A 21274-nucleotide genomic window follows, 5' to 3' on the forward strand; every position below is an offset into this window, starting at 1 on the left:
TCCGGGAACAGTCGCCCCGGATTACGCTGCGCTCCATCCGGCTACAAGAACAGCAAGGGAGACACGCGATGGATCGGCTCAAGGGCAAGGTTGCGATGGTGGTGGGCGCCGGCTCGATCGGGCCCGGCTGGGGCAACGGCAAGGCGACCGCGGTGACCTTTGCGCGCGAGGGCGCGCAGGTGTTTTGCGTCGACCGCAACGGTGCTGCAGCCGAGGAGACCGCGAAGATCATCACGGGTGAGGGCGGCAAAGCGACTGCCTTCACCGCGGACGTCTCGCGCGCGAGCGAGATTGAGTCGATGGTGGAAGCGTGCCTGAAGGCCTATGGCCGCATCGATGTGCTCGACAACAATGTCGGCATCGCCGAGATGGGCAGCGTGGTCGAGGTCGCCGAGGAGAGCTGGGACCGCGTCTTCAACGTCAACCTCAAGAGTGCCTATCTCGCCATGAAGCACGTCGTCCCCGTGATGGTGAAGCAGGGCGGCGGCTCGATCATCAACATCTCTTCGATCGCCTCGATCCGGCATGTCGGGATTTCCTATGTCAGCTACAACGCCAGCAAGGCCGCGATGAACCAGCTGACGCGCTCCACTGCGATCGAGTTCGCGAAGAACCATGTGCGGGTGAATGCAATCCTGCCCGGCCTGATGAAGACGCCGATGGTGGAGCATTCCGCGGGTCTCGCGAATAGCTACGCCAAGGGCGACGTCGAGGCGATGTGGCGCGCCCGCGATGCGCAGGTGCCGATGGGGCACATGGGCGAAGCCTGGGACGTCGCCAATGCCGCGCTGTTCCTGGCGTCGGACGAGTCGAAATATGTGACGGGGATCGAGCTCGTGGTTGACGGCGGGATCACGTGCAAGGCGGGGGCTTAAGCCGCCTCAATCTCCGCTGGCGTCCCGGGGCGCGCGTAGCGCGAACCCGGGACCCATAACCACAGGACAGAGTTGTTTTGCTAAGTTGTAACTCCGAGTCTTCGTAACCACGCCGGCCTGTGGTTATGGGTCCCGGATCTGCGCTGCGCTTGTCCGGGACGACAGCGGTGACTACTGCGCCAGCGCCAAAATCCCGCCGGCGAACGAATGCCACGCCGCACTCTCGCTGATCGGCCAGTTCAGCACCTTCACCGCCAGCAGCGCGAGCGTGCCGTAAATGTAGACGGGATGCACGCGGCCATCGGTGCGCCAGTCGCGCACCATGGCGACGACGAGCAGGAGCGAAGCGACCACGGCCGGGGCGATCGTGACGGGCACCGGCGGCGGGCCGGGCGGCCCGGGAGGCGCGAGGAAGGTAATGAACCAGCGCGCGACCGCGGCGTCGAGGATCGAGACCGCGGCAAGCAGCATCAGGCGCTTGTGAATCTCGGGCTTTCGCGTGTTGACGATCGCGAGCACGAACACCACCGCGAAGAACGCGATGCCGCTCATCGGCACGATCGAGAAGCCGATGCCGGCATCCTTCTGCCCAAGTGCGGCGGCGTGCTGCATCACATGCACCGAGGCAAGGAAGCCGAAGATCGTCATCGCGGTCGCAAGCGACACGCCGGCAATCCCGAGCGCGCGGTGATTGACCACGCGGCCCGACGCCGCGAGCCAGGTCTGGATCACGAAATAGAGAGACCAGGTGAAGAACAACAGCCCGTGAAAATGAATCACCGGGCTCGCGGAAAACGTCCGCTGTGCGAGCGGCACGAAATAGGTCGGTGCGAAGCCCAGAAACGCGGTGGCCGCACAGGCCAGCGCCATATTGGGATAAAAATATCGTGCAGGCGACGCATCACGCGCGCGTACACGACGGTCGTCGATCAAGGTCGTCATCTGGAATGAGTCTGGAGAGGCGGTGTTTGGTTCAACGCAGACCGCCCCTCCAACGTCGTCCCGGATCTGCGCTTCGCTTGTCCGGGACGACAGCGGTGTTTGCGGATCTATCCCCCCGCGCTCAATTCTGCGCGATCGAGCTCTTCCTCGATCCGGTGAAACGCGTCGTCGCCGATCACCTCGGTGGCGCGGAGGTCGAAGATCGACTTGCGCGCGGCCTCGATGGCGCGGCGTCGCAGGGGATCGGCGGGCAACTCGCCGTTGGCGATGCCGCCGTGCGGATCGTCGTCGGCCTGCATCAGGATGGCGCGGTATTCGAGCCGCAGGATTTCCGCTTCCTCCGACGGATCGTCCTCGATCGCATCGAGCGCGGCGCGATAGGCGATTGCGCGGGCGCGCGCGACCTCGATACCGACGGGATCGTCGTCCTTGAGGCCGAAGGCGAGGATCAGCGGCCGCAGCGTCAGGCCCTGGATGACCAGCGAGCCTAACACCACCGCAAAGGCGATGAAGACGATGAAGTCGCGGTAGGGGAAGTTTTCCGGCAAGGCGAAGGCGGTGGCGAGCGTGACGAGACCGCGCATGCCGCACCAGGAGATGATGAGGCCGCGCTTCGGCGAGGCAACCTGCTTGGGATCCTTCGGGTGATAGAGCCCGTGCGCGATCAGGACGCGCAGCGTCGTGCGGTAGAACGTGATCCAGGCGAGCCGCACCAGCACCACCGTGAGCAGGATCCAGGCGGCAGCCACGCAATATTCCCAGCGGACCTCCGCGTCCAACCGCGTCCAGATCGGCCGCATCTGCATGCCGATCAGCATGAAGGCGAGCACGTTGAGCACGAACACCATCGTTTCCCAGACCGCATAGGACGGTACCCGCAACCGCGCCGGCATGCGCGCCCCCGCCGTGCGCGCGACGGTGATGGCGTAGACGACGATGGTGAGGATGCCGGAGAGGCCGAGATGCTCGGCTGCGATCCAGACCATGAAGGTGGTGGCGAACTGCACGATGATCGCGCTCGGCGCTTCCTTCACGCGTTCCAGGAACAGCGGGATGATGCGCCCGGCCAAAAGACCGGCGAGGACGCTGCCGACCAGTCCGAGTGCAATCGTCGGCGCGACCTCGCTCCATTTCAGATGCTCCATGACGACAGCGCCGACCGCGATGCGATAGATCAGAAGCGCGCTGGCGTCGTTGAGCAGGCTCTCGCCTTCCAGGACCTTCACCATGCGATAGGGCAGCTTGACCTGGCTCAGGATTGCAACCGCTGCCGCGGCATCCGGCGGGGCCACGATGGCGCCGAGCGCAATGGCGGCGGCCCAGGGCATGTCAGGCATCAGCCGGTGCGCGACGAAGGCCACGCCGACCGTGGTCAGGCCGACCGCGGCGACCACCAGGGTCGAGACCGGAACCCAGTTGTTGCGGAGATCTCGCAGCGAGGTGTCGAAGGCGGCATCCATCAGCACCGGTGCGACAAAAAGTGCCAAGGCCAGGTCGGGTTCGAGCGTCCAGGAAGGGCTGTTCGGCACGAAGGCGATCAGCGCGCCGCCGATGGCGAGAAAGGTCGGGTAGGGGACCTTGATCCGCCGCGCCAGCGCCGATAATGCAACGGCGCCGAGCAGAAGCACGATGATCCATTCGAATGTCGACACGTTGATCCCCGGAACCGATTTTGGCTGTGCCACAAGCTAGCACCAATCCGGCCGTATGATGGATAGTGCGCCCTCAAGGCAAGGCTCCAGCCAAGACCCAAGCCAAGATCCAGGCCAAGATCCAGGCCAAGATCCAGGCCAAGATTCAAGCCAAGACTTTTCGACTGCAGCAAGCATGCGTTCTCAAAATCTCATTCGATTGTCCGGTGCGGTGGCGCTCTGTGCGCTTTCGCTCGGGGCGGCCCATGCCGCGACCGGCGGCGAGCCCGCCGCCGTCGTGCAGGTCGATGTCGCGCCGTGCCTCGCTGCTGCTGCCGCCGACGACATGGACAAGGCCGGTTCCGCCTGCGCTTCCGTCATCGACAACGAGAAGACGGCCAAGGCGGACCTGGTCAAGGCGCTGATCGCGCGCGGCGCGTTTTATGCGCGGCATGACCAGGTCGACCGTGCGATCGCGGACGACAGCCGCGCGCTTCAGCTCGATCCGACCCTGGCCGATCTCTTCAACGCCCGCGGCGAGCTCTGGCTGAAGAAGGGCGACAAGCCGAAGGCGGTGCAGGATTTCGGCGCCGCGCTGAAGATCGATCCGAACCACGAGAAGGCCAGGGCCAATCACAAGGCGATGGCGCGCGAGCTCGAGCGGATCGGCGCGCAGATGGCGGTCGCCGGCAAGCCCAGCTTCAATTGCAGGAGTGCGGCTCGCGCCGTCGAGAAGGCGATCTGCGCCAACCGCGAACTCGCCGATCTCGACCGGGAGATATTTGCATCGAATGCCCGCGTGATCCGGGAGGCACGCAATCCGGCGGAAGCCAAGGCGCTTCAGCGCGAGCAGGACGAGTTCATCGCGCGCCGCAATGCCGGATTTGGCCGGCCGGGCTATGATCTGAAGAAGGCGATGCAGGAGCGGCTGCAGCGGATCAACGGGGTGGACGGGTATTGAGGTTCTTCGCCTCATGAGAGGTCGTCATGCCCGGGCTTGTCCCGGGCATCCACGTTCTTTGGGCTGTGGCTAAGGCGTGGATGGCCGGGACAAGCCCGGCCATGACGCCGTGGACAGGCCCGAATTGAACCCATTCCTCGCCCGCCGCGACAATGGTGAAAACCTGATGTCACGGAGTCTTCCTGATGTGCGGCACGCGTTCTTCCGCGCAAATGTTCCCGTTTGCCAAAATCCCGCTTCGCGCCTTCCTGCTCGGCGCTGCGATGAGCCTTGTCCTCGCTGCCCCGGCCTCTGCTGCCGTCGATTGCGTGATGGGCAGCAAGATTGCGCCCGCCGAACTGATCACGGCGTGCGGCGCCATCATCGACCAGACCGCGAACTCATCGGCCGACCGCGCCGCCGCGCTGCTGGTTCGCGCCGACGCCAATGCGCGAACCTCAGGCGGCCTCACGCAGGCGTTGCGGGATATCGACCGCGCCATCGCGCTGAACGGCAGGAATGCAAAGGCATGGCGCCTGCGCGGCGACCTGCTGCGCGAGGCCGGCGGCGATCTCAACCGTGCCGCGGCTGATCTCAGCAAGGCCATCGAGCTCGATCCGCAGGACGCGGAAGCCTACGAGCTGCGCGGCGTCGTCTACACCAATCAGCGCCGGCTCGACCGCGCGCTCGCCGATTACGATCAGGCGATCAAGCTGAAGCCGGATGATGCGCAGGCCTGGTCCGACCGCGGCGTAAACTATTATCTCGGCGGCGACAACGAGAAGGCGATCCGCGATCTCAGCGAGGCGCTGCGACTCGATCCGAACCGGCCGCGCGCCTACACCAATCGCGGCGCGGCCTACAAGAAGCTTGGCCAGCTCGACAAGGCAGTCGCCGATGACGGCGAGGCGATCAGGCTCGATCCGAAGGTCCCCGAATATTACGACAATCGTGGCCTGGTGCTGGCCGCGATGGGTGAGTACGACAAGGCGATCGCCGACTACGACCAGGCACTGCGGCTGGCGCCGCGGCCGAACTTCTTCACCAACCGCGGCGATTCCCACCAGCTCAAGGGCGAGCTTGGCGCGGCGCTCAGCGACTACGAGGCCGCGCTGAAGATCGATCCGAATTTCGCGCAGACCTACAACAACCGCGCGGTGCTCTACAAGAAGATGGGCGAGCGCAAGAAGGCGCTGGCCGATTACGAGACGGCGCTGAAGCTCGATCCCGGCAACGAGAATGCGGCCAACGGCCGCCGCAGCATGGTCGCGGAGATCGCGAAGTTCGGCGCCGAGCCGCTGCGTCCGCTCGCGGCGAATTCCGGCAACGGCCCGTCGTTCGATTGCGCCACGGCGAAGCGCGAGGTCGAGAAGGTGATCTGCGCCGATCCGCAACTCGGCGTGCTCGATCGCCAGATCGCCGAGACCTATGAGCGCGTGCTGAAGGCCGCGAAAGGCCGCTCGGCCGGCGACCTGCGCAGGACCCAGCGCGATTTCCTCAACCTCCGGAATGCGAGCTTCGGCCGGCCCGGCTATGATCTGAGGAAGGTCATGCAGGATCGGTTGCAGCGGCTGAATGCGATGGAGAGTTGAGCGCCTCTACGCGCACACTGCGTTCCCTCCCCGCTTGCGGGGGAGGGGTAGGGAGAGGGGTGGCCACAAACTCCAGGCCGAGTTCGTGGCCACCCCTCTCTCCCGCTCTCCCCCGCAAGGGGGGAGAGGGCTCACCTTTGTCGTAGCTCCAGCTTGCCGCGATGGCCTTGCTGCCCTCCCTCCGAAAGGCCCATCCTTTTCAGCTTGAACCGCGGCCCGTTCCCGGGAAAATACCTCTCAAACAACGCCGGCGCTTGATCCCTGTCATGGCGGGACACTCGTCCTGTCGGTCAGGTCAAGGCCAGGCGAAAAGGGAACGGGAGCGCGGGAATGAACGTCAAGGGAACGAGCCTCTATCACGAGGTCCATGCGCGCTCGCTGGCTGATCCCCAGGGCTTCTGGGCCGAGGCGGCCACGGAGATCGACTGGATCGAGCCGCCGAAGACGATCTTCGATGCCTCGCAGGGCGTCTACGGCCGCTGGTTCATGGGCGGCGTCGTCAACACCTGCTTCAACGCGCTCGACCGCCATGTCGAACGCGGCCGCGCCGACCAGGTCGCGCTGATCCATGATTCGCCGCTGACGGGCTCGGTCACCAAATTCACCTATGCCGAGCTATTGGGTGAGGTGCAGGCGCTTGCCGCCATCATGCAGGATTTTGGTGTCGCCAAGGGCGATCGCGTCATCCTCTATATGCCGATGGTGCCGGAGGCCGTCGTCGCGATGCTCGCCTGCGCGCGCATCGGCGCGGTGCACTCGGTGGTGTTCGGCGGCTTTGCCGCCAAGGAGCTCGCCACCCGCATCGACGACGCGCAGCCGAAGCTCATTCTCTCCGCAAGCTGCGGCATCGAGCCCGGCCGGATCGTGCAGTACAAGCCGCTGCTCGACGAGGCGATCAAGCTTGCGGGCACGAAGCCGAAGGCCTGCATCGTGCTGCAACGTTCCCAGCACATCTGCGACCTCACGCCGGGCCGCGACTACGATTGGGCGAGCCTGCGCCGCAAGGCGATGAACGACGGCAAGAAGGCCCCTTGCGTACCTGTCGCCGCCACCGATCCGCTCTACATCCTCTACACCTCAGGCACGACCGGAATCCCCAAGGGTGTCGTGCGCGACAATGGCGGGCACCTGGTCGCGGTGAAATGGTCGATGTTCAATCTCTATGGCGTCAAGCCGGGCGAGGTCTGGTGGTGTGGCTCCGACATCGGCTGGGTGGTCGGCCACAGCTACATCATCTATGGCCCGCTGCTGCATGGTGCGACCTCGATCATGTACGAGGGCAAGCCAATCGGCACGCCCGATGCCGGCGCGTTCTGGCGCGTCATCAGCGAGCACAAGGCGGTCGCCTTCTTCACCGCACCGACGGCGTTCCGCGCGATCCGCAAAGAGGATCCGGAAGGCAAGTTCATCCGGCAGTACGACCTGTCCCAATTCCGCACGCTGTTCCTCGCCGGCGAGCGTGCCGATCCGCCGACGGTGGAATGGGCAGAGCAGCAGCTCAAGGTGCCGGTGATCGACCATTGGTGGCAGACCGAGACGGGCTGGTGCATCGCCGGCAATCCGGTCGGTCTCGGCATGTTGCCGGTGAAGCATGGCTCGCCGACGGTGCCGATGCCGGGCTACCAGGTCGACGTCGTCGACGAAGCCGCAAAGACAGTCGGCGCCAACACCATGGGCTCGATCGTCATCAAGCTGCCGATGCCGCCGGGGTGCCTACCGACGTTGTGGAATCAGGACGCGCGCTTCAAGGACGCCTACCTCACTGAATTCCCCGGCTACTACAAAACCTCGGACGCCGGCTACAAGGATGAGGACGGCTATGTCTTCGTCATGGGCCGCACCGACGACATCATCAATGTCGCCGGCCACAGGCTCTCCACCGGCGGCATGGAGGAGATTCTGGCCTCGCATCCGGACGTCGCCGAATGTGCCGTGCTCGGCGTCAAGGACGCGATCAAGGGCGAGGTGCCCTGCGGCTTCCTGGTGCTCAAGGCCGGCGTGAAGCGCGCGCCTGCGGACATCGAAAAGGAGATCGTCGCGCTGGTGCGCGACAGGCTCGGCCCCGTCGCCGCCTTCAAGCTCGCCATTACCGTCGGCCGCCTGCCGAAGACGCGCTCGGGGAAGATCCTGCGCGGGACCATCAAGAAGATCGCCGATGGTGAAGCCTGGACCATGCCCGCCACGATCGAGGATCCCAAGGTGCTGGACGAGATCGGCGAGGCACTGAAGGGCAGGGTGTGAGGCGATCTCCGCTGTCATCACCCGCGAAAGCGGGTGATCCAGTACGCCGCGGCCGGAGTTGCGTGACCCAATGACCGCCGCGGAGTACTGGATTCCCCGCCTTCGCGGGGAATGACGGTGCGTGTGGAACGGCGTCCAGGGACTTACAATCTCCTCATTCCGCGCTAAACAGGGCCGGCCAACAGGGGACCTCGTATGCCACTCGCCACCGCGCCGCGCCTGCTTGTCGCCGTGCTGCTCGCCGTCGCTGTCTCCGCCTGCTCCGCGCGCTACCAGACGCCGGTGGCGGTCGGCGGCGACGATGACGACGCGGTCTGCCAGAGCCGCGGCTATGCGGCGGGCTCGCCCGAATATGTGGCGTGCCGCAAGGACCGTGACGTCCAGCGCAACGCCGCGACCGCGCGCGCCGACCGCCGCCAGCGCGATCTCGGCGAATACATGCTGAACCATCCCGAGCGGCCCTGAGTCGGCATCGCCTTCGCAGCCCCGCGGATCGTTTCGATCGCGACGTGTCGGCAAAGCAAAAACGCGGCAGGTTTCCCCGCCGCGTTTTGATTTCGTTCGATGACGAATTGAGAGGGGAGCCTTACTCCTCCTCCTCGTCCTGCTTCTTGCCGCCGAGCGTCTTCAGCTTGGCGAACACGGCGTCGACGTTGAGGTCGTCGCTCGATCGCTCCGCCGGCTCGAACTCGTCCTTCTTGGTGGTTTCGGAAGCCGGCAGCAGGGTGGCGCCGCCATAGGCTGCGTCGATCGGCTTCTCCTTCGCCGCCCGCGCCACTTCGAAATCGAGCTCGATCTGCGAGCAAAGGCCAAGTGTCACCGGGTCGATCGGGGTCAGCTGGGAGGTGTTCCAGTGGGTGCGGTCGCGAACGCTGGCGATGGTGCTCTTGGTGGTGCCGACCAGGCGCATGATCTGGGCGTCCTTGAGCTCCGGATGGCTGCGCAGCAGCCAGAGGATGGCGCTCGGGCGCTCGTGGCGGCGGGAGACCGGGGTGTAGCGCGGGCCCTTGCGCTTGGGCTGGGGCGGCAGCACGACCTTGCTCTCCTGAAGGCGGAGCCGGTAGTCCGGGTTCTTCTCGCCCTTCTCGATCTCCTCGCGGGTCAGCTGGCCGTTGGAGAGGGGATCCATGCCCTTGATGCCCTGCGCGGCGTCGCCGTCGGCGATCGCACGCACCTCGAGGGGATGCATCTTGGTGAAATCGGCGACCTGGTCGAAGGTCAGCGCGGTGTTGTCGAGCAGCCAGACGGCGGTCGCCTTGGGCATCAGAGGTGCGTTGCTCATGGCAAATCTCCTTTGTGCTTCGCCCACCCCTCTGGAGGCGAAACCGGTGGTCATCAGCGATGACAGGGAATTCGCGCTATATAAGCCCGGAGGGGCTAGCCACGCAATGGTTCTGCTATAGATAGTGCCTTGACAGCGCCCGAAAGGGGGCCCAATTCCCTTGGAAGCGCCTGTAAAGTCCTAGCAGACCCATTAAACCCCGATTCCATCCATTGACCGCCCCCGCCAGAAGGCGAAACGGGTGATTCGGTCCCGAGATCGCTCAATGTCAGCCAAACCAGACCTCAAGATCGTGCTTTGTTCTCCCCGCGGCTTCTGCGCCGGGGTGGTCCGGGCGATCGACACCGTGGAACGGGCGCTCGATAAATACGGCGCCCCCGTCTATGTTCGCCACGAGATTGTGCACAACAAATACGTCGTCGACGGGTTGAAGAAGAAGGGCGCGATCTTCGTCGAAGAGCTCGCCGAAATTCCGGAGAACACCACCGCGCCGGTTGTGTTCTCGGCCCATGGCGTGCCGAAATCGGTCCCGGCCGACGCCACCTCCCGCAATCTGTTCTCGCTGGATGCGACCTGCCCGCTGGTCACCAAGGTGCACCGCGAGGCCGCGATCCACTTCAAGCGCGGCCGCGAGATCTTCCTGATCGGCCACTCCCACCACCCCGAGGTTGTCGGCACGCTCGGTCAGCTTCCGGTCGGCGCCGTGACCCTGATCGAGACCGCCGAGGATGCCAAGACGATCTCGCCGAAGGACCCGAACAACCTCGCCTTCGTCACCCAGACCACGCTGTCGATCGACGACACCGCGGAGATCGTGGCGCTGCTCAAGGAGCGCTTCCCGAACATCAACGGCCCGCACAAGGAAGACATCTGCTACGCCACCACCAATCGCCAGCTCGCGGTGAAGAAGGTGGCGCCGGTGGTCGACGCGCTGATCGTGGTCGGTGCGCCGAACTCGTCGAACTCGCAGCGCCTGCGCGAGGTCGCCGAGCGCGAAGGCTGCAAGATCGCGGTGCTGGCGCAGCGCGCCGCCGACCTCGACTGGACCAGGTTCGGCAACATCTCGAGCCTCGGCATCACCGCGGGCGCGTCCGCGCCGGAGGTGATCGTCGAGGAGATCATGGACGCCTTCGCCGAGCGCTACACGCTGCATGTGGAGACGGTCTCTGCCGCGGAAGAGAACGAGTTCTTCCCGCTGCCGCGCCAGGTGCGCCCCGAAGCCGCCGCCGAGTAGACCTTTATGGCGGTCTACACCGACGTTGCCGCCGACGAGCTTGCGGATTTCCTGAAGCAATACGATCTCGGCGAATTGCTCTCCTACAAGGGCATCGCCGAGGGCGTCGAAAACACCAACTTCCTGCTGCACACCAGCAAAGGCTCGTTCATCCTCACGCTCTATGAGAAGCGCGTGGCGAAGAACGACCTGCCGTTCTTCCTCGCGCTGATGACGCATCTCGCCGAACACGGCGTCACCTGCCCGCTGCCGGTGAAGGGCGGGGACGGCGAGGCGCTGCGCGAGCTGTCGGGCCGGCCGGCCGCGATCATCACCTTTCTCGAAGGCGTCTGGCCGCGCAAGCCGAACGTGGCCCATTGCGCCGGCGTCGGCGAGGGACTGGCCAGGATGCATCTGGCGGGCGCCAATTTTGCGATCAAGCGTGGCAATGCGCTGTCGGTCTCCGGCTGGCGGCCGCTGTTCGACGCGGCGGCAAGCCGCGCCGATGAGGTGCAGCCGGACCTGCATGCGTTTCTCGCCGCCGAGCTCGACTATCTCTCGGGCGGAGTCTGGCCGACGGATCTGCCTGAAGGCGTGATCCACGCCGATCTCTTCAACGACAACGTCTTCTTCCTCGGTGACAAGCTCTCCGGCATCATCGACTTCACCTTCGCCTGCAACGACATGCTGGCCTATGACGTCGCGATCTGCCTGAATGCCTGGTGTTTCGAGCCGGACCATTCGTTCAACGTCACCAAGGCGCGCGCCTTCCTCAATGCCTATGGCCGTGTGCGAAAACTCTCCGAGGCGGAAGAAGCCGCGCTGCCGCTGCTCGCGCGCGGCGCCGCGATCCGCTTCCTGCTGACGCGGCTGGTCGACTGGCTCAACGTGCCCGCGGGTGCGCTGGTCAAGCCCAAGGATCCGCTGGAGTATTTTCGCAAGCTGCGCTTCCACCAAAGCGTTTCCAGCGCGCGCGACTACGGGCTGATGCCGTCAGGACTGGTCGCGTGAGCGAGCTTCCCATCGTCACGATCTATACCGACGGCGCCTGCTCGGGAAATCCCGGGCCCGGCGGCTGGGGCGCGATCCTGAAGTTCGGCGACAAGGAAAAAGAGCTGAACGGCGGCGAACGCCACACCACCAACAACCAGATGGAGTTGATGGCCGCGATCTCCGCGCTCGAAGCGCTGAAGAAGCCGTGCACCGTCGATCTCTATACCGACAGCCAGTATGTGCGGCAGGGCATCACCGGCTGGATCCACGGCTGGAAGCGCAACGGCTGGCGCACTGCCGACAAGAAGCCGGTGAAGAATGTCGAGCTATGGCAGCGCCTCGATGCGGCGCTGAAGCAGCACGAGGTCCGCTGGCACTGGGTCAAGGGCCACGCCGGCCATCCCGAGAACGAGCGCGCGGATCAACTCGCGCGGGACGGGATCGTGAAGGCGCGGTTGCAGCAGCGGGTGGGGGAGTAGGGCGTCGACGTCTTCGCGGACGCCGCTACATCCCTAGCCGTCATCGTCGCCACATTCCCAACTGTCATCGCCCGGCTTGACCGGGCGATCCAGTATTCCAGAGACGCTTGTGATTGAGCCGAGAAGCTTCGGCGTACTGGATGCCCCCCCGTGCGCAATTGCGCACTAGGCGGGGCATGACAGTGTCATTTGTGGTTGAGGGCGTTGGCCGCCTTACAGCTGCCCCAGCAGCGTATCGCCACCGGAGACCTCGACCTTGCCGGGCATCGCTTCGAGGTTCAGCTTCTTGACCACGCCGTCCTCGACCAGCATCGAATAGCGCTTGGAGCGGATGCCGAGGCCATTGCCGGAGGCGTCCAGCTCCATGCCGATCGCCTTGGCGAAGTCGGCATTGCCGTCGGCGAGGAAGATGGCCTCGTCGCGCTGGTCGGTATCGCGCTTCCAGGCGTTCATGACGAAAGCGTCGTTGACGGAGACGATGGCGATGGTGTCGACGCCCTTGTCCTTCATGGCATAGGCGTTGAGGAAGATGCTCGGCAGATGCATCTTGTGGCAGGTGCCGGTGTAGGCGCCGGGCACTGCGAACAGCGCCACTTTCTTGCCCTTGAAGATGTCGTCGGTGGTCTTCACCTGCGGACCTTCGGCCGTCATCACGCGGAATTTCGCCTCGGGCAGCTTGTCGCCAGTCTGGATCGCCATCGTCAGTCTCCCTGAAAATCGGTCCCGCTTTTTAGACCGTGCGGCGGCGCTGCACAACATGGGCGGCGAGGGGCGCGGTCCTTCACCGTTATGTCATCAGCCGGCAAAACCGCCGCCGTCGAGGAAGGCCTGTTCTTCCTCGGTGGTGGCGCGGTCGAGCAGGCGGTTGCGGTGGGGAAAACGGCCGAACCGCTGGATGATGTCGGCGTGCTCCCGCGCGTATTTCAGGTTCTCGGCATTGTCGGTGTTCTGAAACAGCGCGACGCAATGCAACTGGTCGGGCAGGTGCTCGGAATGCATGAAGGGCAAATAGAGGAATTCGAGCAGGATGGGATCGATCCTGCGATCGACGCCACGATCGATTGCGCGGCGGGCGACGTCGCGCGCCGGCGCGTCGCTGGCAAAGGCTTCCGGCGTGCCGCGAAACATGTTGCGGGGAAACTGGTCGAGCGCGATGACGAGCGCGAGCGCGCCCTCGTCGCTCTCTTCCCAGGAGGCCAGCTCGCCGGCGGTCGCCCGCTTCCATAGCGGAAGAAAGCGGCGCCGGATCTCAGCATCGAAAGCGTCGTCGCGCTTGTACCAGGCATCGCGGCCGGCCTCGCGCCAGAAGGCGAGAATGCCTGATGGCGTCACGTCGCAGGTCTCTGACATCAGCAATGAATGGCCTACGCCGCCTCTGCCTTCTTCTCGTCGCGGAGCTGCCGGCGCAGGATCTTGCCGACATTGGTCTTCGGCAGGTCGGTGCGGAATTCGATGTGCTTCGGCACCTTGTAGCCGGTGAGCTGCTCCTGGCAGAACTTGATCACGGCCTCCGCAGTGAGGTTGGGATCCTTCTTCACCACGAACGCCTTCACCGCCTCGCCCGACTTGGAATCGGGGATGCCGATCACGGCGCATTCGAGCACGCCCGGATTGCTCGCGATCACTTCCTCGATCTCGTTCGGATAGACGTTGAAGCCCGAGACCAGGATCATGTCCTTCTTGCGGTCGACGATCTTGGTGTAGCCCTTCTCGTCCATCACGCCGATGTCGCCGGTGCGGAAATAGCCGTCGGCGGTCATCACCTTGGCGGTCTCTTCCGGCCTGTTCCAGTAGCCCGACATCACCTGCGGGCCCTTGGCGCAGATCTCGCCGGGCTGGCCGAGCGGGACTTCGTTGCCGTCGTCGTCGCGGATCGAGATCCAGGTCGAAGGCACGGGGATGCCGATCGATCCCGAGAACTCGGTCGTGGTCGCGGGATTGCAGGTCAGCGTCGGCGATGTCTCCGACAGGCCGTAGCCTTCGGCGATGAAGCAGCCGGTCACCGCTTTCCACTGCTCGGCGACCGGGCGCTGCACCGCCATGCCGCCGCCGTTCGAGATCTTCAGCTTGGAGAAGTCGAGCTTCTTGAAGTCGGGATGGTGCATCAACCCGTTGTAGAGCGTGTTCACGGCCGGGAAGCTGTTGACCTGGTACTTCGCCAGCTCCTTGACGAAGCCCGCGATGTCGCGCGGATTGGGGATCAGCAGATTGCAGCCGCCGGCGCGCACCGCGAGCAGGTAGCAGGCCGTCAGCGCGAAGATGTGATAGAGCGGCAGCGCGCAGACGATCATGAGCTGATCGACATGCGGCGGCGCGGCGAGTGCCGGCTGGAGCCAGGCGTCGTTCTGCAGGACGTTGGCGACGATGTTGCGGTGGAGCAGGGTAGCACCCTTGGAGACGCCGGTGGTGCCGCCGGTATATTGCAGGAAGGCGACGTCGCCCGGCGACAGCTTCGGCTTGTTGAACGTCAGGCCGCGGCCGGCCGATACCGCGTCGTTGAACGACACCGCGCCCGGCAGCGACCAGGCCGGCACCATCTTCTTGACGCGGCGGACGACGAGGTTGACGATCACGCCCTTGAAGCCGAGCAGGTCGCCCATGCTGCCGACGATGACATGCTTGACTTGCGTCCTCGCGATCACCTGCTCCACCGTGTGGGCGAAATTCTCCAGCACGATGATGGCTTCGGCGCCGGAATCCTTGAGTTGATGCTCGAGCTCGCGCGGCGTGTAGAGCGGGTTGACGTTGACCACCGCGAAACCGGCGCGCAGCACGGCAGCTGTCGCGACCGGATATTGCAGCACGTTCGGCATCATGATCGCGACGCGAGCGCCGCGTTGCAGGCCGCGGCCCTGCAAATAGGCGGCGAGCGCCAGCGACATCTGGTCGAGGTCGCGATAGCTGATCGCCTTGTCCATGCAGATGAATGCCTTGCGGTCGGCGAACTTGACGAAGCTCTCCTCCAGCAGGTCGACCAGCGATGCGTATTGGGTCGGCTCGATATCAGCAGGCACGCCGGGCGGATATTGCTTGAGCCAGATGCGCTCCATGGAAAACTCCCCTCAATTTACCAGAGCCCGTTGTGTCTCGGGCTTGCCTCATTGCGGCCAGTATCGAGCCTGCCGGAACGGGTGGCAAGCCGGTCGAGGCTTAGGACAAAGGTCCGGGAGTGGCTACTGGAATTGTCGCAAGCCACTCTGCCGCAGGTGCGAAGCGCGGGCGCGGCTTGCGAGGGGTGCCGTTAACTGTTGTTGGCCGGCTTGGCGGCGGGCTTGGTCGCGGCCTTGGGCTTGGCGGGCTTGGCCGCCTGATCGCCGCTTGCCGCTGGCTTCTCGGCGGATTTCGCCGCCGCATCGTGCTTGGCCGCGGCATGCTTGGTCCCGGCCGGCTTCGCCGCGGACTTGGTATCGCTCTTGGCGTCAGGCTTGGCGACATCCGGCTTTGCCGCCGCCGTCTTGGCATCCTTCGGCTTGTCGGCTGCTGGCTTGTCGGCTGCGTCAGGCTTCCTGGCGACGCGCGACTTCTTGCCACGCGGCTTTGGCGTGGCCTGCTGGTCGGCATCGGCCGCGACCGCCGCGATCAGGGCGGTGCCGGTGCGGGTCGGGCCGGTATAGACCAGCACGGGCTCGGCCGCAGCGGGGGCGGAGGCCATCAGCTCGGAGGCCTTCATCAGGGGCGGCTGAAGGCCCGCGGTGAAGAAGGTGACCTGGGCTTCGCCGCCGGTCGCAGAGGCCGATCCGGACGTGCCGCCATTGGCGGCGATCAGTGCGTCGTCATCGTCGCTGGCCGGCCGCTTGCGATGACCGCCGCACATGTCCTCGCGCAGGTTCGGCGGCGAGGCGTCGACCGGCACCAGCCTGTCGACGGTGCCGAGCGAGGGGCGGAGCCAGGTGAGATTATCCTGGCTGAAGCCGCGCTCGAGCAGCTGCGCCGCTTTCACTGCACGCGCGGTGCCGGAGTTGGCGCCGAGCACGACGGCGATCAGCCGGCGGCCGTTGCGCGTGGCCGACGCCACGAGATTGTAGCCGGAGGCGCAGATGAAGCCGGTCTTGAAACCGTCGGCGCCGGGGTAGCGGCCGATCAGCTTGTTGAAATTGCCGGTGACGCGCTTGCCGAAGCGGATTGCCGGGATGTGCACGAAGTATTCGTATTCCGGCAGGTCGCGCAGGAACGAGCGCGCGAGAATGCCGAGGTCGCGCGCGGACGTGATCTGGCCGTCGGCGGGCAGGCCGTTCGGATTGACGTAGCTCGTCTGCGTCATGCCGAGCTTCCGCGCGGTATCGTTCATCATCGCCGAGAAGCCGTCGATCGAGCCGCCGACGCCTTCGGCGAGCACCACGGCCATGTCGTTCGCCGACTTCACCATCATCATCTTCAGCGCGTTGTCGACGGTGAGCTGCGTTCCCGGACGGAACCCCATCTTCGACGGCGATTGCGAAGCCGCCGTCGGCGACACCGTGAGCAGCGTGTCGAGCGTGAGCCGGCCGTCCTTCACCGCCTTCAGCGTCACATAGGCGGTCATGATCTTGGTGACGGAGGCCGGATACCAGGGAATGGTCGCGTTCTCCGCCTGCAGCACCTTGCCGCTGTCGGCTTCGATCAGCAGCAGTGCTTCGGCGCCCGCCGCGCGCGGCGCAAGCAGCGCGGCGGATGCGAGGGCCGCGGCGAACAGGTTGAACAGGGACTTGCGAAGCAGCGGGCGAAGGGCGTGCACTATCCGATTCCGGTCCTTGGAGACCCGCCGGTTCCGGTCGGCTCTCGTGATCTGATGGTCGGTTCTGAAGTCCGGCGCCGCCGCTTGCGGCGTCGCAAACCTATACCGGCTCGTGCGTCGAGAATAGGGGTTTCGGCCGGGTATTCCGCGATGAAATAGGCCGAATTTCGACGATGCTATGGGGACTTGACCGCAGTCGCTGCAGCCTCAGCGGCCGTCACGCTGGCCCGTGCATTTTCCTGAACCATGAACTGGGCCCTGGCGAGTTCGGCAAAATGGCCCCCTTTGGCCACGAGTTCATCGAAAGTTCCGCTTTCGATCACGCGGCCGTTCTCGAACACCAGGATCCGCGTGGCATTGCGGATGGTGGAGAGACGGTGGGCGATCACGAACGTGGTGCGTCCCTTCATCACTTCGTCGAGAGCGGCGTTCACCTTGGCCTCGGTGACGGCGTCGAGCGCGCTGGTGGCCTCGTCCAGGATCAGAATCGGCGGATCCTTCAGCAGCGCGCGGGCGATCGACAGCCGCTGCCGCTCGCCGCCGGAGAGCATGCGGCCGCGCTCGCCGGCATTGGTCTCGAAGCCACCGCTGCGCTCGATGAATTCGAGCGCCTGCGCGCGCTCGGCGGCCTTGCGCATCTCGGCTTCGGTCGCATCCGGTTTGCCGACGCGCAGATTGTCCTCGATCGAGCGGTTGAACAGCAGCGCTTCCTGGAACACGACGCCGATGTTTCGCCGCAGCGACGTCAGCGTCACGCCGCGCACGTCCATGCCGTCGATCCTGATGAAACCGGACTGCGGATCGAAGGCGCGATGCAACAGCGCGATCGCGGTCGACTTGCCGGCGCCGGTCGGGCCGACCAGCGCGATGGTCTGGCCGGGCAGCGCGGTGAAGGAGAGGTCCTCGATTGCCGGCCGCTTGCCGTCATAGGAGAAGGTGACGTCGTTGAATTCGACGAGGCCGGAGAGCCGCCCCGCATCGATCGCGTCAGGGCGGTCGTGCACCGCGGGCACCGCGTCGAGCACGTTGAAGAATTCGCGCAGGCGCGGGGCTTCCATGAACACGTTGTTGATGAAGCTCACGACCTGTTCGAGCTTCTGGATCAGCATCGTCGCGAAGCTCACGAACATCACGATCTCGCCGACCGAGGTGAGCCCCTGGTCGTGCAGGGCGATACCGAGCGAGAAGATCGCGAGCACCGTGATGGTGGTGGAGGCGCGGGTGATGACGGTGACGAGCGCCCACCACGACAGCACCGGCATCTGCGCGGCGAGCAGCTCGTCGGCGACGGAGCGCAGTCCCTTCACTTCGGATTCGACACGGACAAAACTCTGCACCAGGGCGACATTGCCGAGCGCGTCGGAGGCTCGCGCGGAGAGCTCGCTATATCGCTCCTCGACCGCCATCTGCATGCCGAAGGTCTTGCGTACGACGAAGGTGGTCAGCACGGTGAAGACGATGCAGAGCACGAACAGCAGGATCGCGAGCCGCCAGTTGAGGTAGAGCGACAGCGGCAGCAGCACCACGACCGACAGGATTGCGGCAAAGTGCTCGCGGAAGAAGCCGAGCCACAACCGCCACAGCGCGTCGGTGCCGTTGAGCATCACCTTCATCAGCCGGCCCGAATGGGTGCCTGAGTGGAAGGTCAGCGGCAGTTGCAGAATATGCTCGAAATAGTCGGTCAGCACCGCCTGGCGCTGGCGGTGCGAGAGCCGGTCGGCCTGCAAGGCCACGAGCGCGCTGCAGCCGATGGTGAACAGCCCGAACGCCACCCAGGCCAGCAGGAACGGCCAGGCCGAGTTCGATCCGGCGACCGTCTTGCCGGAGAGCACGTCGACGATCCGGCCGAACAGCACGGGTTCCGCGAACTGCGAGGCCGCAAGCAGGAGATTGGCAAACGCCAGCAACCAGCCCAGCCGCGCCTCCTTGCCGAGCAGTTCGAGAACGCGGGTGTAGAGGCGGAGGATGGACATGCGGTGGACGAACTCGGGCGGACGAGACGGTGTGAGCCCGCATTCTAATCAGGGATCGCCGGTTAGATACAGCGGAAGCTGCGGGTTTTGCTCAGTTGATCAACCGTCCTGCGACCGGCGGCAGGAACCGGTCGTCGAAGATATCGCCCGCCGCCGGCCGCTTGCGGAATTTGAAATCCTGCGCGATCTGGTCGATCGAGCGGTCCAGGCGCGCCGGGTCGATGCCGCCGAGACCGTTGCGCTTGACCTCGTCGGTCAGGATGTTGTCGATGAGCACGCTGCGCAAGCGTTCCCGCTCGAGGTCGCGGTCGCCGTCGTCGATCCGGCTCGCGGCTTCGTCCGCCGCACGGGCCGGCTCTTTGATGGTCGCGTTGACGCCGGCGATCAATGCGCGGACGAATCCCTTCACGGCGTCGGGCTTCGTGGCGGCGAAAGCGGGGTTGGCCACCACGGCGAAGCCGTAGGCCTCGCAGCCATAGTCGGCATAGCGGAGTACCACGAGATCGCCACCGGGCACGCCGCGGTCGCGCAGGTTCACCGCCGACAGATAGCTGAAGCCGGCGACCGCATCGACCTGGCCCGCGGAAAGGAGCGGCTCGCGGACCGCGGCGCTAATCTTGTGGAATTTCACCTGTGACACGTTGATGCCGTTCTGCTGCGCCAGCGCCGGCCACAGCCGCATCGACAGATCACCGTCGGCGACGCCGACAGTCTTGCCGTCGAGGTCGGACAGCAAGTGAATGCCGCGGCTCCTGCGCGCGACGATCGCGTAAGGCGCGCGATTGAACAACATGAACACGGCTTTGACCGGCGCGGCATCGTCCTTGTCGCGAAAGCGGATCAGCTCGTTGATGTCGACGAGCGCGAGCTCGCTGCCGCCCTTGGCGACGCGCGCAAGCGCCTCCGGCGATCCGGTTGCGCTCTTGAAGGACACGTTGAGACGCTCGGCGCCGAAATTGCCGTCCTTCGCGGCGAGGAAGAACGGCGCCATGCTCGCATCGACGGGACGATCGAATGTGAAGTGGATGGCAGTGGACGGCGCAGCAGTCTCGGCCGCGCTGACGTCGTGTGCAGTCAGCGCGGCAAGCGGGATTGCAATGGCCAGCAGGCCGCGAAGGGCGATCGTCTTGAATGCAAACATCAGTCGCGCCGGTCCGCATTGTTGTGGTTTCGTGACGCTCGCAGCGCCGGCCGGCGACGAGCCTGCGCGCGCCAACATGAACGGCGGATGAGCGGGGGTTGCGTCATGATCACGCAACCCCGTTCAGCTTCTGTTGGGGTTGGGGAACCCAACATGGGCTGCGGTGTTTGAACGGCATGAGCCTGTCGTCAGGCACCATTCGAGGTCCCAAGGAGGGTCCAGGACATGTTTGACCGATTTTCGAGATTTGCCGGCCGCAAGGCCGTCTTTGCCACCGCCGCGGTGCTGGCGCTGACCGCGGTCGCCCCGACCGCCTCATACGCAGGCGGCCGCCACTGGCATGGCGGTGGCGGCGGTGCTGCGGCTGCCGCGGCCTTTGCCGGCATCATCGGCACCGGCCTTGCGATCGCTGCGACCCGTGACGCCTACGCTTATGATTACGGTCCGGGTCCGGGTTATGGCTATTACGGCGGCCCTGCCTATTACAGTGGCCCCGCCTACGGTCCTTACTACGGCCCAGGCCCGAACTACCAATATCAGCGCTATGGCGGCTCGGCTCCGTCGGAGCTCTGTGGCCAGGGCTACATGCAGAACTGCTACTAGCCTTGGCTACCAAGTTCTTGGCTACCAAGTCCCCGGCTACCAAGTCTTGACCACAACGGGCCGTCGCGCTTGCCGCGGCGGCCCGTTTTTCGCTTTTAACCCTGCGCGTTAACGCGCTCGCCATTGGTTTAGGGTAGTTTTGAGGACCATGAGTGATTCGCTTGAGCGGCTATATCTGGCTGTGCTCGCGGCCAAGGATCTTGATCCGGCAACATCGCGTACCGCCCGGCTGTTTCAGCGTGGGCCGTCCAAAATGGCGAAGAAACTGGCCGAAGAAGCCATTGAGGTCGTCATCGACGCGGTCAATGGCGATAGCGAGGCCGTGATCCGGGAAAGCGCCGACCTGCTCTACAATCTCACGGTGCTCTGGGCCTCGGCCGGCGTGCGCCCGGAGGACGTCTGGCGCGAGATGGCGCGGCGGGAAGACATGCTCGGCATTGCCGAGAAGCTGCCGAAGTCACCGGTGAAGCTGCCCAAAGTGGCGTCACCGCGCGTTGCCGCCAGGCGGCCAATTGTCGCGCTGGAAGGGCGCGTCTCGCGCAAGCGCCACTAAAACGCGGTGAAACCGGCGCAAAGCGTCATCGCGCTTTAGGTTGTTGTTTGCGCGTGATCTTTCGGAAAACCGCGACACACTGTTCCGGATCAGGCCCAATCG

Annotated in this window: 19 protein-coding genes; 10 read left to right on the plus strand and 9 right to left on the minus strand. The window is 65.1% G+C overall.

From position 1 onward, the window contains the following. The first annotated feature begins 68 nt into the window (after nucleotides 1-68). Nucleotides 69-875 (plus strand): SDR family NAD(P)-dependent oxidoreductase, encoded by an 807-nt coding sequence (locus BJ6T_RS06600; RefSeq protein ID WP_014491524.1) that lies wholly within the window; start codon nucleotides 69-71, stop codon nucleotides 873-875. Nucleotides 876-1046: 171 nt separating this feature from the next. Here the strand turns inward: BJ6T_RS06600 and BJ6T_RS06605 are convergent, their stop codons facing one another. Both BJ6T_RS06605 and BJ6T_RS06610 read right to left on the minus strand, forming a co-directional pair. Beyond that, nucleotides 1047-1817 carry a hypothetical protein gene (locus BJ6T_RS06605; RefSeq protein WP_028170129.1) on the minus strand — a complete coding sequence of 257 codons (771 nt, stop codon included), beginning with the start codon at nucleotides 1815-1817 and terminating at the stop codon, nucleotides 1047-1049. A 107-nt stretch (nucleotides 1818-1924) separates the two neighbouring features. Beyond that, nucleotides 1925-3502, minus strand: a complete 1578-nt coding sequence (locus BJ6T_RS06610) for a cation:proton antiporter (RefSeq protein WP_014491526.1) — start codon at nucleotides 3500-3502, stop codon at nucleotides 1925-1927. A gap of 142 nt (nucleotides 3503-3644) precedes the next feature. On the opposite strand from BJ6T_RS06610, the gene BJ6T_RS06615 reads away from it, so the two are divergent. From BJ6T_RS06615 to BJ6T_RS06630, 4 genes are all read left to right on the plus strand, one after another. Then, nucleotides 3645-4409, plus strand: a complete 765-nt coding sequence (locus tag BJ6T_RS06615) for a tetratricopeptide repeat protein (RefSeq protein ID WP_039227438.1) — start codon at nucleotides 3645-3647, stop codon at nucleotides 4407-4409. 185 nt (nucleotides 4410-4594) lie between these two features. Beyond that, the gene (locus tag BJ6T_RS06620) at nucleotides 4595-5980 is read left to right on the plus strand and encodes a tetratricopeptide repeat protein (RefSeq protein ID WP_014491528.1); all 1386 of its coding nucleotides are present in this window, start codon (nucleotides 4595-4597) and stop codon (nucleotides 5978-5980) included. Nucleotides 5981-6310: 330 nt separating this feature from the next. After that, nucleotides 6311-8221: a propionyl-CoA synthetase gene (locus tag BJ6T_RS06625; RefSeq protein WP_014491529.1), complete on the plus strand. Its 1911-nt coding sequence runs from the start codon at nucleotides 6311-6313 to the stop codon at nucleotides 8219-8221. 195 nt (nucleotides 8222-8416) lie between these two features. Further along, nucleotides 8417-8686, plus strand: a complete 270-nt coding sequence (locus BJ6T_RS06630) for a hypothetical protein (RefSeq protein ID WP_014491530.1) — start codon at nucleotides 8417-8419, stop codon at nucleotides 8684-8686. A gap of 121 nt (nucleotides 8687-8807) precedes the next feature. On the opposite strand, the gene BJ6T_RS06635 is transcribed toward BJ6T_RS06630, so the two are convergent. Continuing rightward, entirely contained in the window at nucleotides 8808-9503 is a 696-nt protein-coding gene (locus BJ6T_RS06635) for a DUF1013 domain-containing protein (protein WP_014491531.1), read from the minus strand. A gap of 265 nt (nucleotides 9504-9768) precedes the next feature. On the opposite strand from BJ6T_RS06635, the gene ispH reads away from it, so the two are divergent. Genes ispH through rnhA form a run of 3 tightly spaced genes read left to right on the plus strand, consistent with a single transcriptional unit; the run spans nucleotide 9769 to nucleotide 12188 of the window. Continuing rightward, nucleotides 9769-10737, plus strand: a complete 969-nt coding sequence (gene ispH, locus BJ6T_RS06640) for a 4-hydroxy-3-methylbut-2-enyl diphosphate reductase (protein ID WP_014491532.1) — start codon at nucleotides 9769-9771, stop codon at nucleotides 10735-10737. A 6-nt stretch (nucleotides 10738-10743) separates the two neighbouring features. Beyond that, nucleotides 10744-11727 carry a homoserine kinase gene (locus tag BJ6T_RS06645; protein ID WP_014491533.1) on the plus strand — a complete coding sequence of 328 codons (984 nt, stop codon included), beginning with the start codon at nucleotides 10744-10746 and terminating at the stop codon, nucleotides 11725-11727. Next, nucleotides 11724-12188 carry a ribonuclease HI gene (gene rnhA, locus BJ6T_RS06650; protein ID WP_014491534.1) on the plus strand — a complete coding sequence of 155 codons (465 nt, stop codon included), beginning with the start codon at nucleotides 11724-11726 and terminating at the stop codon, nucleotides 12186-12188. The genes BJ6T_RS06645 and rnhA overlap by 4 nt, the downstream gene beginning before the upstream one ends. 213 nt (nucleotides 12189-12401) lie before the next feature. Here the strand turns inward: rnhA and BJ6T_RS06655 are convergent, their stop codons facing one another. From BJ6T_RS06655 to BJ6T_RS06680, 6 genes are all read right to left on the minus strand, one after another. Then, entirely contained in the window at nucleotides 12402-12887 is a 486-nt protein-coding gene (locus BJ6T_RS06655) for a peroxiredoxin (RefSeq protein WP_007597501.1), read from the minus strand. Between the two features lie 96 nt (nucleotides 12888-12983). Beyond that, nucleotides 12984-13538, minus strand: coding sequence for a DUF924 family protein (locus tag BJ6T_RS06660; protein ID WP_028170127.1), 555 nt, complete (start codon nucleotides 13536-13538; stop codon nucleotides 12984-12986). Nucleotides 13539-13552: 14 nt separating this feature from the next. Beyond that, a complete protein-coding gene (locus BJ6T_RS06665) occupies nucleotides 13553-15238 on the minus strand; it encodes a long-chain fatty acid--CoA ligase (protein WP_014491536.1) in 1686 nt (561 codons plus the stop codon). Nucleotides 15239-15429: 191 nt separating this feature from the next. Continuing rightward, the gene (locus tag BJ6T_RS06670; RefSeq protein WP_014491537.1) at nucleotides 15430-16902 is read right to left on the minus strand and encodes a D-alanyl-D-alanine carboxypeptidase family protein; all 1473 of its coding nucleotides are present in this window, start codon (nucleotides 16900-16902) and stop codon (nucleotides 15430-15432) included. Nucleotides 16903-17078: 176 nt separating this feature from the next. Beyond that, the gene (locus BJ6T_RS06675) at nucleotides 17079-18875 is read right to left on the minus strand and encodes a glucan ABC transporter ATP-binding protein/ permease (RefSeq protein ID WP_014491538.1); all 1797 of its coding nucleotides are present in this window, start codon (nucleotides 18873-18875) and stop codon (nucleotides 17079-17081) included. Between the two features lie 91 nt (nucleotides 18876-18966). Further along, entirely contained in the window at nucleotides 18967-20016 is a 1050-nt protein-coding gene (locus BJ6T_RS06680) for an ABC transporter substrate-binding protein (RefSeq protein WP_014491539.1), read from the minus strand. 225 nt (nucleotides 20017-20241) lie between these two features. On the opposite strand from BJ6T_RS06680, the gene BJ6T_RS06685 reads away from it, so the two are divergent. Next, entirely contained in the window at nucleotides 20242-20619 is a 378-nt protein-coding gene (locus BJ6T_RS06685) for a hypothetical protein (protein ID WP_014491540.1), read from the plus strand. A 148-nt stretch (nucleotides 20620-20767) separates the two neighbouring features. After that, nucleotides 20768-21172 (plus strand): phosphoribosyl-ATP diphosphatase, encoded by a 405-nt coding sequence (gene hisE, locus BJ6T_RS06690; RefSeq protein ID WP_014491541.1) that lies wholly within the window; start codon nucleotides 20768-20770, stop codon nucleotides 21170-21172. The last annotated feature ends 102 nt before the right edge of the window (nucleotides 21173-21274 follow it).

The sequence above is a fragment of the Bradyrhizobium japonicum USDA 6 genome, assembly GCF_000284375.1.
GTDB lineage: Bacteria > Pseudomonadota > Alphaproteobacteria > Rhizobiales > Xanthobacteraceae > Bradyrhizobium > Bradyrhizobium japonicum.

Excerpts from the sequence above, each read along its gene's own strand:
- BJ6T_RS06600 (WP_014491524.1), top strand. The coding sequence starts at position 69 with ATGGATCGGCTCAAGGGCAAGGTTGCGATGGTGGTGGGCGCCGGCTCG.
- BJ6T_RS06605 (WP_028170129.1), bottom strand. The coding sequence starts at position 1,817 with ATGACGACCTTGATCGACGACCGTCGTGTACGCGCGCGTGATGCGTCG.
- BJ6T_RS06615 (WP_039227438.1), top strand. The coding sequence starts at position 3,645 with ATGCGTTCTCAAAATCTCATTCGATTGTCCGGTGCGGTGGCGCTCTGT.
- BJ6T_RS06620 (WP_014491528.1), top strand. The coding sequence starts at position 4,595 with ATGTGCGGCACGCGTTCTTCCGCGCAAATGTTCCCGTTTGCCAAAATC.
- BJ6T_RS06625 (WP_014491529.1), top strand. The coding sequence starts at position 6,311 with ATGAACGTCAAGGGAACGAGCCTCTATCACGAGGTCCATGCGCGCTCG.
- BJ6T_RS06630 (WP_014491530.1), top strand. The coding sequence starts at position 8,417 with ATGCCACTCGCCACCGCGCCGCGCCTGCTTGTCGCCGTGCTGCTCGCC.
- BJ6T_RS06635 (WP_014491531.1), bottom strand. The coding sequence starts at position 9,503 with ATGAGCAACGCACCTCTGATGCCCAAGGCGACCGCCGTCTGGCTGCTC.
- ispH (WP_014491532.1), top strand. The coding sequence starts at position 9,769 with ATGTCAGCCAAACCAGACCTCAAGATCGTGCTTTGTTCTCCCCGCGGC.
- BJ6T_RS06645 (WP_014491533.1), top strand. The coding sequence starts at position 10,744 with ATGGCGGTCTACACCGACGTTGCCGCCGACGAGCTTGCGGATTTCCTG.
- BJ6T_RS06655 (WP_007597501.1), bottom strand. The coding sequence starts at position 12,887 with ATGGCGATCCAGACTGGCGACAAGCTGCCCGAGGCGAAATTCCGCGTG.
- BJ6T_RS06660 (WP_028170127.1), bottom strand. The coding sequence starts at position 13,538 with ATGTCAGAGACCTGCGACGTGACGCCATCAGGCATTCTCGCCTTCTGG.
- BJ6T_RS06665 (WP_014491536.1), bottom strand. The coding sequence starts at position 15,238 with ATGGAGCGCATCTGGCTCAAGCAATATCCGCCCGGCGTGCCTGCTGAT.
- BJ6T_RS06675 (WP_014491538.1), bottom strand. The coding sequence starts at position 18,875 with ATGTCCATCCTCCGCCTCTACACCCGCGTTCTCGAACTGCTCGGCAAG.
- BJ6T_RS06680 (WP_014491539.1), bottom strand. The coding sequence starts at position 20,016 with ATGTTTGCATTCAAGACGATCGCCCTTCGCGGCCTGCTGGCCATTGCA.
- BJ6T_RS06685 (WP_014491540.1), top strand. The coding sequence starts at position 20,242 with ATGTTTGACCGATTTTCGAGATTTGCCGGCCGCAAGGCCGTCTTTGCC.
- hisE (WP_014491541.1), top strand. The coding sequence starts at position 20,768 with ATGAGTGATTCGCTTGAGCGGCTATATCTGGCTGTGCTCGCGGCCAAG.